Raw genomic sequence first — 12,689 nt, 5'->3', positions numbered from 1 at the left:
CAAGGACTATTCGAGCGCCACGCCTCCGGACAGCCATGAGTGACGCCGACGCGGAGACGGGGTCGATCGAGGTCGACTTCGGCGAGAGCGGGCTGGTGCCGGCGGTCGCCCAGGACGCCGACTCCGGCGAGGTGTTGATGCTCGCGTACGTCTCGCCCGAGGCGCTGGCGCGCACCCGCGAGACCGGCGAGGCGCACTACTACTCCCGGTCGCGCGAGGAGATATGGCACAAGGGGAGCACCTCGGGCCACACCCAGTCGGTCCGCGAGGTCCGCGTCGACTGCGACGCCGACACGCTCCTGTACCTCGTCGAGCAGGCGGGCGGGGCCTGCCACACCGGCCACCGGTCGTGTTTCCACCGGACCCTCGACGGCGAGAACGTCGGCGAGCGCGTCTTCGACCCCGACGAGGTGTACTGACCGATGGCCGAAGCCGTCGCCGAGGGCGAGGCGAACGACCCCGTTCACGAGGCCGGGGAGGCGGCCGCGCGGCTCCGCGAGCGCTACGACGAGCTGCGCCGGATCGAGTCGCGGATCGACGGCTACGGGCGCGACCGCGTCGAGGCGGCGGCCGACGCGTACCGCCGCGCGAACCGGATCCTCGACCGGTACGAGGAGGACGCGGTCGGCTCCGGCGACTTCGAGTCGTACGTCCGGTTCCGCGGCGAGTTCGGCGACGCGGTCGACGTCGACGACGACCTCCCCGCCGCCGAGGCGTTCGAGGCGGCCGACGAGGCGGTCGACAAGCGCCGGCTCTCCGACGAGGACTTCGCGGCCGCCCGCGAGGCGCTGGAGCCGGCGGGGGAGTTCGTCGACCTCCTTGAGGCGTACGACGACGCGGTCGACGACTACCGGGCGGGCCGGAAGGCGGCCAAGGAGGCCCAGAAGCGGCTGGAGTCGCGGCTGGACGAACTCCGAGAAGTCGCCGACATGGCCGACGCCGACCTCGACGCCGACCTCGACCGCCTCCACGGGCCCATCGACTCGTACGACGAGGCGGTGATGGAGGCGTTCCGAGAGTTCTTCAAATCGGCGTCCGCCCGCGAGGTGTTCGACTTCCTCGACCGCGCGGACGGGACCCCTTTCGTCGACGTCGACGTGCCGCCGACGGACCTCGCGGAGTACGTCGAGACGCACGCGGCCGGCGAGGAGCCGCCCGCGACGCTGCTCGAGTACGCCGACTACACGAACTCGAAGCTCGACCACTACGTCGACGACCCGGGCGCGCTCCGCACCGCGGTCGCGGTCCACCGGACGTATCTCGAACGCCTCGACGGCGAGCCGCTGACGCTCGACTGGCCGCCGAAACCCGGCGACGAGCTCGCCTACGAGATCGACGAGCTCGTTCCGCTGGTCGGGCGGATCGCGGACGACGACGCGGTCGCGACCCTCCGCTCGGTCCGCGAGCTCGCGCGGACCGACGAGTACGAGCGCCTCCGCCGCGCGGCGGAAGTGCGCCACGCGCTCGACGAAGAGGACCTCGCCCTGATCGAGCGCGGCGAGGCGGCCGAGCGGCTTGCCGAGGCCGAGCGGACCCGCTCTGTCGTCGGCGACGTGCTGAACGAGACGGAGCGGGAGTAGGACCGGCTCGGCCCGCCGACGGCCGCGGAGTGCGGATTTTTAAGCCTCGGCGCCGCCGAGCGGGTGTATGACTCGATTCGACGCCACGGGCGAGGACGAGCGGCTGAAGCTGTTCGCCGACGCCGCGGCCGCGCACCGCGCGCGTTCCGGCGACGTGATGACCGTCGACGTCGATCCCGACAGCGACGACACGGAGGGCGGCGAGATCCCGCCGTGGATCCAACTCGCGGGCACGGAGCTAATCCTCGACTGTACCGACGAGGAACTGGAGCGGCTGAAGGCCCTGCTCTCGGAGTTCCCGGAGTTCCGCATCGACGAGCTCGTCAGTCCGGAGGAGGCCGAGGGGACGAACGCGGTCGTCACCGCGCGGTCGGACGCGAACCGCGTCGCCGGGTTCGTCGAGCGCGCCTTCCGCGAGGTGTACGAGCTCGACGCGGAGTACCGGGCGTGGGTGACGGCGATCTGACGCGGCGAGGTCGCCGCCGACCACGGGTCACTTCGCGAAGTAGCTCGTGAAGTAGCCCGAGAGGAATGAGCTGATCGCGACCGCGAGGAGGAGGTCGGTCGTGTCGTGGTCGCCGTCGTCGGCCGCGAACCAAGTGACCGCGACGCCGATGCCGAGCGAGATCAGGCCGTTCGCCGTGTCTTCTTTGACTCCCATACGCCCCGTTGGCGGCGGAGCGACAAAACCGATGCGGCGGGTCCGACCTCGTTTGGCCTGTGACGGTGGGCGGGGAGCCCCACCGCCGCTCAGTGGAACCCGCGGTCGACGTCGTCGTCCTCGATCAGGTCGTCGAGCTCGCTGGTGAGCAGCTCCTCGGCCTCCTCGAAGGTGTCGGAGAGCTCGTCGAGCTCGTCGGGGCGGCCGTCGAACTCGTACTCCATCGGGCCGAACGCGGGCGACTCGACGGCCTCCATCACGTCCTCGAAGAGGTGGTCCGGGTCGGTCGGCGCCTCCGCGTGGACCCGCAGCGTCTCGGTGAGCCGGGTCGCCATCTCCTCGGCGTGGTCCTCGTCCTCCGGGGCGGACCGGACCGCGAACCGGCCGTCGCTCTCGGCGTCCGGGAGGAGCGGGTCGAGGTCGTCGTCGACCTTGCGGGCGACCTGCGCCCCCACCCCGCGGAGGTCGCGCGGGTTCTTCGCGTACGTCTTCAGGTGGTAGAGACCGACGCTCGGGTGGCCGAAGTAGAGGTCCTCCCCGAGGCCGCCGCGGCGGGAGCCGGCGACCGCGCGCCAGCCGTCGGGGTCGGTCGAGTCGCTCGCGACGTCCGCGAGGATGTCGTCCCAGTCTCGTACGCGCATGTCGATCGCTAGTTCGGGAACGCGAGCGCAAGAGCGTGTCGGTGGCGGCGGGGCCGACGGGCGTTCGCGCCGCGACCCGTCGGCGGCGTGCGTCGCCCGCCACCCCGCCCACCGACAGCGTTTTTCGGTGCCGCCGCCGAGCGGGGACGTGAACGTTCGGGGGCCAATCGTCTCCGTCGGGGAGGCGCGGACAGTGTCGACGTCGTACGGCGAGCGCGACCTCCGCGAGGTGCGGATCCGGCCCGACCGCGGCGCGGGCGACCCGGTCGACGTGACGCTGTGGGGGAAGTGGACGGAGACGGCCGAACACGCCGAGCCGGGGATGGAGCTCCTCGTCACCGACCCCGAGGAGGACGAGTACCGCGGGGAGACGGGGTACGCGACGACCGACGAGTCGTGGGTCGTCCTCGAACCCGACTTCCTCGTCGACGTGACGGGGATCCGCTCGTGGGTCCAGTGTCCCCGGATGTACTACCTGAACAAGCTCTCGGGGATCCCGCTGAACTACCCCGTCGTCAAGGGGACCATCGTCCACGAGGTGTTCGGCGACCTGCTCCGGGGGATGGAGCTGGAGGCCTCGGTCGAGGAGCGCGTCGCGGAGGCCGGCCTCGAGCTCGGCCTCCTCGGCTACGAGACCGCGGAAGTCGAAGACGAGGTGCGGCGAAACGCCGCCGCGGTCGAGGGATGGCTCGCGCAGGGGACGCTCGCCGACGAGGACACGTGGCGCTCGGAGTTCTCCCTCATCTCGCCGACGTTCGGGCTGAAGGGGCGCACGGACGCGCTCCGGCGCGGCACGCCGGTCGAGCTGAAGACGGGGAAGAACACGAAGCGGGAGCCGCGGTTCCACGACAAGGTCCAGGCGGCCTGCTACGCGCTCATGCTCGACGAGCGCGGCGTCGACCCGGACATCGGGACGCTGCTGTACACGAAGAACACCGCCCTCGACCGCAACGAGGAGTCGGGGGACCTCGCGCCCGCCAAGGAGTTCACGGTCGGGCGCGGCTTCCTGGAGTTCGTCGTCCGCGAGCGCAACGCCCTCGCCGCGATGGAGTGGCGCGCGCTCAACGACCCCGGCGAGCGCCCCACGGTGCCGACGGGGTACGAGGCCGACGCGACCTGTAGCTACTGCTTCGAGCAGGACGCCTGTATGGTCGTCTCCGGCCGGCTCGATCAGGAGTCGAAAGCGGGACAGATCGGGACGCCGACCCCGGACGAAGAGCGCGACTACTTCGACCGCTTCTACGTCGCCTTAGAGGAGGAGCGCCGCGAGACCCACGCGGAGTACCGGAAGCTGTGGGAGCAGACGCCCGAAGAGCGCGCGGCAGACGACCGCGCGCTGATCGGTCTGGAGCCGGTCGCACAGACCGAGATCGACGACGCCCGCTGGGAGCTCCGCGCCCGGAAACCGGGCGACGCTGTCTCGAAGCTCCGCGAGGGCGACGTGGCGCTCGCGAGCGACGGCGACCCCGTCTCCGGCCACGCGGAGCTCGGTCGGATCACCGCGCTCGGGAGCGACGAGGTCGTCGTCGAGACGGACGAGCCCGTCGAGCTGCGGCGGCTCGACGTTTACCCCTCCGAGATCTCCGTCGACCGCTCGCTGACCGCGCTCCACGACGCCGTGCTGAAGGGCGACCCCGACCGCAAGGACGTGATCTTCGGCCGGCGAGACCCCGATTTCCGGGAGCCGGCCGAGCGCCCCGCCGACGCGCCCGACGCCTACATCGACAACAACGCGGCGCAGAACGAGGCGGTCGAGCTCGCGGTCGACGCCGAGGACTGCGCGCTGATCCACGGCCCGCCGGGGACCGGGAAGACGTACACCATCGCCCGGGCGATCCGCGCGCTGGTCGCGGAGGGCAACCGCGTGCTGCTCTCCGCGTTCACCAACCGCGCGGTCGACAACGCGCTGGAGGCGCTCCGCGACCAGGGGTTCGACGACGTGCTTCGAGTGGGAACCGAGACCGGGGTGCGCGAGGACATGCGTGACGTGCGGCTCGTCCAGCGCGGCGAGCCGAACGCGAAGGCGGCCGAGCTGCGGGACGCGCCCGTCGTCGCCGCCACCACTGCCGCCTGCGGCTCCCGCGTCATGCGCGAGTGCGAGTTCGACGTGGCCCTCGTCGACGAGGCCTCCCAGCTCACGGAACCCGGGACCCACGCCGCGATCAACCTCACCGACCGGTTCGTCCTCGTCGGCGACCACGAGCAGCTCCCCCCCGTCGTCCGCGCGGAGAACGACCTCACGACTTCGCTCTTCCAGCGGCTCATCGAGGCGTTCCCCGACGCGAGCGTCATGCTCGACCGCCAGTACCGGATGAGCCAGCGGATCCAGGCGTTCGCCTCCGCGGAGTTCTACGACGGCGCGCTCCGCCCCGCGACCCCCGAGGTGGCCGGGCAGACGCTCGCCGACCTCGGCGTCGACCCCGACGCGCTCGCGCCCGACCTCACCGGCGGCGTCGGCTTCGTCGACCCGGACGGCGAGCGCGACGGCAACCGGAACGTCCGCGAGGCCGAGCGCGTCGCCGCGATCGTCGACGCCTACGTCGCCGCGGGCGTCGACCCCGACGACATCGGCGTGATCGCCCCCTTCCGGGCGCAGGTCGCGGAGATCGGCCGCCGGACCGACGTGACGGTCGACACCGTCGACCGCTTCCAAGGCTCCTCCGAGGCGGTGATCGTCGTCTCGCTGGTCGCGACCGGCGACCTCGACGGCCCGATCTTCGATGACCACCGGCGGATGAACGTGGCGCTGACCCGGGCAAAAAAGCAGCTGACGCTGGTGGGCGACGCCGACGCGCTCGGCACGGACTCCTTCTACGCCCGCATGCTCGACTGGGCGCGGCGGTGAGCGGGCGGCGGGCGGTCTACGACTCGTCCGCGTCCGTGACGATCCCCGGCTCCTTGCTCGCGATCACGACGATCCGGTCGGTGAGGTCCTCGATCGTGTTCGCGAGCTCGTCCAGCAGGATCGCGAGCTCGCGGTAGACGAGCGGCTGGTCGATCGCGTCGGCGGCGAACGCGGTCGCGATGGCGTCGTTGCGGAGGTCGTCGCACTCGCTCTCGAGCGCGCGGATCGACTCGATCCCCTCGGCGAGCGTCTCGGTGGCGTCGGCGCGCGCCAACCCCCTGACGAACCCCTCCACCACGTCGCCGAGGACGGCGGTCATCTCGGCGATCCGCGTCGCCATCTCCCGCATGTCGGCGAACGGTTCGACGCCCGCGTCGGGGCGCATCATCGCCACCTCCTGGACGATCCGCTCGGTGTGGTTCGCGACCACGTCGAGCTCGTTGTAGAAGTCGAGCAGCGCGGACTCGTTGAAGTTGATCCGCGTGTTCAGCAGGCCGATGTCGTCGGGTCCGGCGTCGGTGATGAGCGCCGTGAGCTCGCGGACGAGCTCGTCGCACTCGCTCTCGACGGCGGCTATCTCGTCAACCGTCTCGTCGTACGCGCCCCCGCTCGCGTACTCGTCGAGCGCCCGCGGGAGGAGCGCGGCGCAGTCGTCGATCCGGTCGAGGTACGCGACGGTCCGGGTCTCCAGCTGCTCCCCGAAGTCGGCGTCAGTGGACATGCGCGAATCCACGCGCGTCGACGGTAAAGAGGTTCCCTCGCGTGTCGTCGATCGTGAGGGTCCGGCGGTCGCTGGCCCGGTTCGCAGGACCGGCTTACAGCGCGTCGACCGCGTCGAGCGCCGCCCCGACGTCGGGGACGTCGAACCACTCGCGGTCGGTGTACGCGTTCGTGCCGGCCGCGTACAGCGCCGAGACCGCGTCGACGACCGCTGGCGGGAGCGGGTCGGGGTCGACTTCGCAGAGCTCGCGCCAGTCGTCGATGTCGCGGTCGGCGACCGCGCGCTTCGCCTCGGTGACGGCCTCGACCCACGCGGGGTCGTTCGCCTTGTACCACTGGCGGACGACCTCCTTCGAGATCCCGCGGCCGCCGTAGGAGAACCGGTTCTCGTCGAAGGTGCCGACCACGTCCGCAACCCGGAGCTCGCCGTCAGCGTAGAGACACTCGATCTTGCCGTCCTCGTGGACGAACCCGGCCGCCTCGGCGCGCTCGGTGACGACGCGGTTCACGTTGCGCGCGAGGGCTTCGAGCGCGTCGACGTCGGCGGCCCCGGCGATCGCGTCAGCCTCCGCGCGGGCGAGGTACCGGTCCTGCTGTTCGTACTTCGTCGAGAACTCCACGACCGGCTCCGGGAGGTCGACCGGCTCGTCGGGCCAGTCGCCGCCGAGGCCGTCGAGGCCGAGGTCGGCGGGCGCCGCGCGCTTCCGCAGGCTGGACCCGACCGGGACCCGGTTGCGGAAGACGACTTCCAGGGGGACGAGGTAGTTCTCCCCGCCCGCGGCGTGGAAGGCGTCGTAGTCGTAGCCGGCGTGGGGGCCCTCATACGGCAGGTCGGGGACCTGCGTCAGGTCGATGGCCATCTCCGTCGGCGGCGCGGTCGCCTCGGCGAGCGGGACGGGGTCGGGCTCGGGCCCGTCGTTCGCGGCGGCGCCCGGGTCCACGACCCCGCGGTAGTGGGTCGGAACGCCCGCGTCGTCCAGCAGTTCGAAGTTGAACGCGCCCATCGCGCAGAGGCTCGCCCCCTTGTGCGGGATCGCGTCGGGCATCTGCCCCCAGTCGAACACCGAGTAGGCGTCCGTGAAGACGAACCGCCCCCGACCGAGTCCGTCGGCGGTCGCCGGATCGTCGACGCGGAACTCCTTGACGCTCGTCATGCGTCACACCGCGACCGCCTCCCACATGAAGCTTTCAGTTATGTGGTCACCTCGCCCGATTTCGGATCGGTTCGATCCACGTCCGCGGATCAATTTGGCGGCTCCGGCGCGGACCCGAGGGGTCGACCGCGGGGCGCTCGCATCGAAAGCGACACCCGGGTCGGCCTCCCAGCCCGTGGCATGAACGATGCGCGCGAGGTCGTCGTCCTCCGGTACGGCCACCGGCCGGGGCGCGACGACCGCATGACGACGCACGTCGGCCTCACAGCGCGGGCGCTTGGGGCCGACCGGGTGATCTTCCCCGACAACGCCGGCCAGTCCGCCGAGACGGTCCGCGACATCACCGGTCGGTTCGGCGGGCCGTTCGCGGTCGAACTGCGCGAGGACCAGAAGGCGATCGTCCGAGACTTCGAGGGGGTCGTCGTCCACCTCACGATGTACGGCGAGCAGGTTCAGGACGTGGAGGGAGCGATCCGCGAGGCGGTCGGCCTCGACGAACCGGAGGTGCCCGGGGAGGCGTCGCCGCCGCGCGACCTCCTCGTCGTGGTCGGCGGCGAGAAGGTGCCGTGGGCGCTGTACGAGCGCGCCGACTTCAACGTCGGCGTGACGAACCAGCCGCACTCGGAGGTCGCGGGGCTCGCCGTCTTCCTCGACCGCCTGTTCAACGGGGAAGAGCTGGACCGCGAGTGGGCGGACGCCGACCGACGGGTGATGCCGGAGGCGACCGGCAAGACGGTAGTCGACGCGGACGGGGCGGGAGACGGTGAGCGCGACGACGACGGTCGCGGCGACGACCCCGTCACCGACGAGCGCGGTGACGACGACCCAGCCGAAGACGAGTGAGGTGACGGTCCGAGCGCTGCGGCGAGCCCGCGCTACTCGTCCGCGTCGTCCGGGCTCGCTGCTCCGTCCGCGTCGCGCTCGACGACCTCCGGCGTCCCGCTCAGGATGCCGCGGAGGCCAGACATCGGCTCGCCGACGCTGATCCCGTGTTCCGTGATCTTGAACTCGCGGATCGTCCGCTCGAAGTCGCTCGTCCGCTTCTTCAACACGCCGATCGCCTTGCGGAGCTCGCCGTCGACCTCCAAGTGCCGGAGGAAGACGATGTTGTCGGCGAGGTAGCTGATGTTCTCCATCGTCGCGTGGAACTCTCCGGTGACGTTCCGCGTCTCGTCGACGAAGACGCCGGTGACGCCCGCGTTCTTGAGGTAGCGGCCGAGCGCGTGCATCTGCTGGAGCATCTGCTCCCTCTCGCCGCGCAGCGTCAGCCGGTACCCAGAGATGCCGTCGATCATGACGATGTCGGCCTCTTCCTCCTCGACCTCGTCGCGGACCATCCGGGCGAACTCCTGCGGCGACCGCTCTAACGCCTCCACCTCCGTCACCTGGAGCGTCCCCTTCGCCAGCATCTCGTCGACCGGGATGTTGACGGCCCGCGAGCGGGCGAGGAACGTCTCCCGGTTCTCCTCGAACAGGTAGATCACGGAGCGTTCCCCGCGTCCCGCCGCCTCCTTCATGAACTGCGTGCTGAGGGTCGTCTTCCCGACGCCAGTCGGGCCGCTCACGATGGTGACCGTGCCGCGCTCGATCCCGCCGTGGAGCAGCTCGTCGATCTCGGGGATCCCCGACGAGACCTGCTCGAACGCGAGTTCCTCATCGCGCGTCCCAGGCTGGAGCGCAGGGAACACCGACATTCCCGCGTCGGTGATCCGGTAGGCGTGGTCGCCGCTCTGCGTCGCCGAGCCGCGGAACTTCGGGACGCTGACCGTCTTCCCGTACGCTCCCGCATTGAGCCGGATCGTCCCGTCCGTGATGAACTCGAGGTCGTCGGTCGGCAGCGAGTCCGTGTTCTGGACGGTGAAAAGCACCGTCGCCCCCCTGTCTTTCAGGAACCGCATGAACCCGACCACCTGCTTCCGGAACTGGTAGTCGTCGGAGAGGAGGAACCGGAGCTGCGTCAGTGGGTCGACCACCACCCGGTCGGGGTCGACCGTCGTCACACCCTCAACGATCCGATCGGTCAGGGGCTCGCGCTCAACCTCCGAGGGCGCGAACACCTCGTACGACTCGTCCTCGACGAAGGCGTCCGCGCCCGGGCTCAGGTCGAGGAACTCGATCGCGTCCGCGTCGAACCCCAGCGCGGCCGCGTTCGACTTCAGGTCGCGGAGGTCCTCCTCGAGATTGATGAACAGAGCCGTCTCCCCCTCGTCGACGCCCTGCTGGAGGAAGTGAAACCCCAGGATCGTCTTCCCGCTCCCGGCCTGGCCGCGGACCATGTAGCTCCGCGTCGGAACGAGTCCCCCCAACAGTACCTCGTCGAGGCCGGCGACGCCGGTCGACGCCCGCTCGGATAGCGACGGTGTCATACTCTGCTACTCGACCCCGACCGTGATATATATGGGGTAGTTCTTAGTGGCTCCCCGCCTCAGCTACGGTGAGATGGACTCGAAGTCGGACCCGGGCTCCGGGGTGGGCGACGGCGACGAGGCCGCGGGCCGTCCCGACGGGGACGCGCCCGCGGACCGCGCCGCGGACGACGACACCGCCTCCCCAATCGACCGAGCGCCCGACCGCGACCGCGAGACGGTCCTCCTCCTGATGGACGCCGACCGCGACCGTGGGCTCCTGTCCGAAGCGCTGTCCGAGCGGTACGCGGTCCGGACGGCCGAGTCACCGGACGCGCTGGCGGGCGAGTTCGACTGCTGTCTCCTCGACGCCGGGGCCTTCGAGGCCGCCGCGGACGCGGTCGACGTCCGACGCGAGCGCGCCGACCCCACGTTCCTCCCGTTCGTGTTGCTGGTGAGCACGGGGTCGCGGGCCGATCTCGGCCACGCCGCGTGGGAGCGCGTCGACGACGTCGTCGAGCTCCCGGTCGGACGCCGCGCGCTCGTGACGCGCGTCTCGAACCTGATCGAGCGGCGGCGGACGTCGCTCCGGTTCCGGCAGACCGTCGGGGACCTGCGGCGCAAGGAGCAGGCGATGGACGAGGCGCCGGTGGGGATCACCCTCGCTCGGGCGGGCGACGACAACAACCCCCTGATATACCACAACGAGCAGTTCGAGGAGCTGACCGGCTACGGCGACGAGGTGCTCGGTGAGGACTGCCGGTTCCTCCAGGGGCCGGACACGGGTGACGAGTCCCGGGCGAGGATACGGCGGGCGCTTGACGAGGACCGGCCGGTCGAGGTCGACATCCTCAACTACCGGGCGAACGGCCAGAAGTTCTGGAACCGGCTCTCCATCGCGCCGCTGCGCGACACGGCGGGCGAGGTGACGGGCTACGTTGGGTTCCAGTCGGATATCACGGAACGGAAGATCCGGGAGCGACGGCTGGAGGTGATGGCCAGGGTGCTCAACCACAACCTCCGGAACAAGATGAACCTCATCGAGGGGTACGCGGACCTCCTCCGCGACGACCCCGACGAGGAGTCGCGGCGGGAGTCGGTGGACGTCATCGCCGAGACGGCCGCGGACCTCACGGGGATCGCGAGCGCCGTCCAGACTGTCGACGAGACGGTCTCCGCGTCCGAGCTCGACGCCCCGATGGACCTCCGCGACGAGCTGGTCGAGCTCAGAGACCGGCTCCGCAGCCGCTACCCGGACGCGGAGGTGACCCTGTCGCTGCCCGGCGACGGACCGATCGAGACGACGGCCGTCGGCCTGTCCGTCGCCGTCTCCGAGGCGGCCGAGAACGCGGTGAAACACAACGAGAGAGCGACGCCTTCGGTCGAGGTCAGCGTCGAGCGCCGCCCGCAGGGGTGGATCGCGATCGAGGTCAAAGACGACGGCCCCGGGATCCCGGACCACGAGACGCAGGTGCTGGAGGCGGGCGAGACCTCGCTAACGCACGCGGACCGCCTCGGCATCTGGCTCATGTACTGGGTCGTCGCGAAGGCGGGCGGTGAGTTCGACATCGAGACGGGCGAAGACGGGACGGTAATCCGGCTGGAGGTCCCGGCACAGCCCTGACCGGAGCAGCGTCGGCCGAAGAGCTGCCCTACAGCGTCCGCTTCGAGCGGAGCCGCGCGAGCCGCGTCCGCGCCTCTTGCCGGCTCGTCCCCCGGACCCGACCCGTCTCGGCGTCGGCCATCGAGACGAGCGAGAGCCGGTCGAGGAGCGGCGGCCAGTCACCGGCACCGGCGGCGTCGCTGGCGAACGCGACCGCGTTTCCGAGCCCCGTCCGCTGCTCGGTTCCGCCGCGCGCGACCACGGCGTCCGCGGCGCGGCGGCCCCCGGCCACGCCGAGCCGGTCCCCGACTGTCGCGGGGACCCACGCCAGCAGGAGCACCGCCCAGAGCAGGACGCCGGCTGCCGCGTACGCCCACGACGGAACGCGCTCGCGGTCCGGCTCGTACCCGTGGATCCGGTTGACGCGGCGGTCAGCGGCGGTGCGGTCCCCGCGGCGTCCCACGAGCAGGGTCGCGAGCAGCGCCGCCGTCTCGACGGCCGCCAGCGCCGGAAGCGTCGCGGTCGCCAGCAGCGCCTGCCGCGACCGGAGCCTGACGAGCGCGTGCCGCAGCGCGGCGTCGCGGTCGGCCTTCGGCAGCGAGAGCAGCCGCGTCGACACCACCAGCCGCGAGCCGCGGTAGCCGTCCGCGACGGCGACGTTCGCGGCGTCGACGCGGACCGCGGTGACCGCCGGCGCGTCGACGCCGACCTCGGCCGCGAGCGTCTCGACGCGGTCGGCGACGAAGTCGGCGCGGCGGTCGTCCAGGTCGACGTTCGGGAGCCGCTCGATTCGTCGCTCGACGAGCACGGGGCCGAGCAGTGCGGAGAGCGCGGGGCCGACGATGACGGCCGCGAGCAGTCCGCCCGGCGCGCCGAGCGGGACGAGCCCGAGCCAGCCGGGACCGAGCAGCGCGGCGAGCGGGACCAGCGGGACCGCCGCCAGCACCGCCGGGACCGCGAGGAGCGCGAGGGCGCCGAGCCCGCGTCGCCCCCGGCCGTCGACCGAGTCAGTCATACGGGCGAGTGTGAGCCACGGCGCGTAAAGCTCTGCCGGACCCGCGGATCGATCGCGGGCGGGTCCGGCCCGGATTTTCGGGCGAACGGAACGCGTCGCGACCGCGCCTTTCGGAGGTTTTAACC

General features: G+C 71.4%; 12 protein-coding genes. 6 read left to right on the top strand and 6 right to left on the bottom strand.

Annotated features, from left to right (window positions below):
- Positions 1-35 precede the first annotated feature (35 nt).
- From hisI to ABNG04_RS02920, 3 genes are all read left to right on the top strand, one after another.
- Positions 36-419, top strand: coding sequence for a phosphoribosyl-AMP cyclohydrolase (gene hisI, locus ABNG04_RS02930; RefSeq protein WP_371159898.1), 384 nt, complete (start codon positions 36-38; stop codon positions 417-419).
- Positions 420-422: 3 nt separating this feature from the next.
- The gene (locus tag ABNG04_RS02925) at positions 423-1,580 is read left to right on the top strand and encodes a DUF7118 family protein (RefSeq protein ID WP_371159896.1); all 1,158 of its coding nucleotides are present in this window, start codon (positions 423-425) and stop codon (positions 1,578-1,580) included.
- Between the two features lie 67 nt (positions 1,581-1,647).
- The gene (locus ABNG04_RS02920; RefSeq protein ID WP_371159894.1) at positions 1,648-2,046 is read left to right on the top strand and encodes a DUF7975 family protein; all 399 of its coding nucleotides are present in this window, start codon (positions 1,648-1,650) and stop codon (positions 2,044-2,046) included.
- Positions 2,047-2,073: 27 nt separating this feature from the next.
- Here the strand turns inward: ABNG04_RS02920 and ABNG04_RS02915 are convergent, their stop codons facing one another.
- Complete coding sequence (locus ABNG04_RS02915; RefSeq protein WP_167373073.1) at positions 2,074-2,241, bottom strand: hypothetical protein; 168 nt, start codon at positions 2,239-2,241, stop codon at positions 2,074-2,076.
- Between the two features lie 89 nt (positions 2,242-2,330).
- On the bottom strand, positions 2,331-2,882 hold the full coding sequence (locus tag ABNG04_RS02910; protein WP_371159892.1) for a hypothetical protein: 552 nt from the start codon (positions 2,880-2,882) through the stop codon (positions 2,331-2,333).
- Between the two features lie 148 nt (positions 2,883-3,030).
- Here ABNG04_RS02910 and ABNG04_RS02905 point away from each other — a divergent pair, with 148 nt between their 5' ends.
- Positions 3,031-5,727 carry an AAA domain-containing protein gene (locus ABNG04_RS02905; RefSeq protein ID WP_371159890.1) on the top strand — a complete coding sequence of 899 codons (2,697 nt, stop codon included), beginning with the start codon at positions 3,031-3,033 and terminating at the stop codon, positions 5,725-5,727.
- Positions 5,728-5,743: 16 nt separating this feature from the next.
- On the opposite strand, the gene ABNG04_RS02900 is transcribed toward ABNG04_RS02905, so the two are convergent.
- Positions 5,744-6,448 (bottom strand): DUF47 domain-containing protein, encoded by a 705-nt coding sequence (locus ABNG04_RS02900; protein ID WP_371159889.1) that lies wholly within the window; start codon positions 6,446-6,448, stop codon positions 5,744-5,746.
- Positions 6,449-6,542: 94 nt separating this feature from the next.
- Entirely contained in the window at positions 6,543-7,601 is a 1,059-nt protein-coding gene (locus ABNG04_RS02895; protein WP_371159887.1) for a phosphoribosylaminoimidazolesuccinocarboxamide synthase, read from the bottom strand.
- Positions 7,602-7,781: 180 nt separating this feature from the next.
- On the opposite strand from ABNG04_RS02895, the gene ABNG04_RS02890 reads away from it, so the two are divergent.
- Positions 7,782-8,444, top strand: a complete 663-nt coding sequence (locus ABNG04_RS02890) for a tRNA (cytidine(56)-2'-O)-methyltransferase (protein ID WP_371159885.1) — start codon at positions 7,782-7,784, stop codon at positions 8,442-8,444.
- A 32-nt stretch (positions 8,445-8,476) separates the two neighbouring features.
- On the opposite strand, the gene ABNG04_RS02885 is transcribed toward ABNG04_RS02890, so the two are convergent.
- The gene (locus ABNG04_RS02885) at positions 8,477-9,967 is read right to left on the bottom strand and encodes an ATPase domain-containing protein (protein ID WP_371159884.1); all 1,491 of its coding nucleotides are present in this window, start codon (positions 9,965-9,967) and stop codon (positions 8,477-8,479) included.
- A gap of 73 nt (positions 9,968-10,040) precedes the next feature.
- On the opposite strand from ABNG04_RS02885, the gene ABNG04_RS02880 reads away from it, so the two are divergent.
- The gene (locus ABNG04_RS02880; RefSeq protein WP_371159882.1) at positions 10,041-11,570 is read left to right on the top strand and encodes a PAS domain-containing protein; all 1,530 of its coding nucleotides are present in this window, start codon (positions 10,041-10,043) and stop codon (positions 11,568-11,570) included.
- Positions 11,571-11,598: 28 nt separating this feature from the next.
- Here ABNG04_RS02880 and ABNG04_RS02875 read toward each other — a convergent pair whose 3' ends face one another.
- A complete protein-coding gene (locus ABNG04_RS02875) occupies positions 11,599-12,564 on the bottom strand; it encodes a hypothetical protein (RefSeq protein ID WP_371159880.1) in 966 nt (321 codons plus the stop codon).
- Positions 12,565-12,689: the final 125 nt, after the last annotated feature.

Origin of the sequence: Halorubrum miltondacostae (genome assembly GCF_041379815.1) — an archaeon.
Classification (GTDB): Archaea; Halobacteriota; Halobacteria; order Halobacteriales; family Haloferacaceae; genus Halorubrum; species Halorubrum miltondacostae.
Note: the sequence above shows the minus strand (reverse complement) of the source record. Positions and strands in the feature narration are given on the sequence as shown.

Excerpts from the sequence above, each read along its gene's own strand:
- hisI (WP_371159898.1), top strand. The coding sequence starts at position 36 with ATGAGTGACGCCGACGCGGAGACGGGGTCGATCGAGGTCGACTTCGGC.
- ABNG04_RS02925 (WP_371159896.1), top strand. The coding sequence starts at position 423 with ATGGCCGAAGCCGTCGCCGAGGGCGAGGCGAACGACCCCGTTCACGAG.
- ABNG04_RS02920 (WP_371159894.1), top strand. The coding sequence starts at position 1,648 with ATGACTCGATTCGACGCCACGGGCGAGGACGAGCGGCTGAAGCTGTTC.
- ABNG04_RS02915 (WP_167373073.1), bottom strand. The coding sequence starts at position 2,241 with ATGGGAGTCAAAGAAGACACGGCGAACGGCCTGATCTCGCTCGGCATC.
- ABNG04_RS02910 (WP_371159892.1), bottom strand. The coding sequence starts at position 2,882 with ATGCGCGTACGAGACTGGGACGACATCCTCGCGGACGTCGCGAGCGAC.
- ABNG04_RS02900 (WP_371159889.1), bottom strand. The coding sequence starts at position 6,448 with ATGTCCACTGACGCCGACTTCGGGGAGCAGCTGGAGACCCGGACCGTC.
- ABNG04_RS02895 (WP_371159887.1), bottom strand. The coding sequence starts at position 7,601 with ATGACGAGCGTCAAGGAGTTCCGCGTCGACGATCCGGCGACCGCCGAC.
- ABNG04_RS02890 (WP_371159885.1), top strand. The coding sequence starts at position 7,782 with ATGAACGATGCGCGCGAGGTCGTCGTCCTCCGGTACGGCCACCGGCCG.
- ABNG04_RS02885 (WP_371159884.1), bottom strand. The coding sequence starts at position 9,967 with ATGACACCGTCGCTATCCGAGCGGGCGTCGACCGGCGTCGCCGGCCTC.
- ABNG04_RS02880 (WP_371159882.1), top strand. The coding sequence starts at position 10,041 with ATGGACTCGAAGTCGGACCCGGGCTCCGGGGTGGGCGACGGCGACGAG.
- ABNG04_RS02875 (WP_371159880.1), bottom strand. The coding sequence starts at position 12,564 with ATGACTGACTCGGTCGACGGCCGGGGGCGACGCGGGCTCGGCGCCCTC.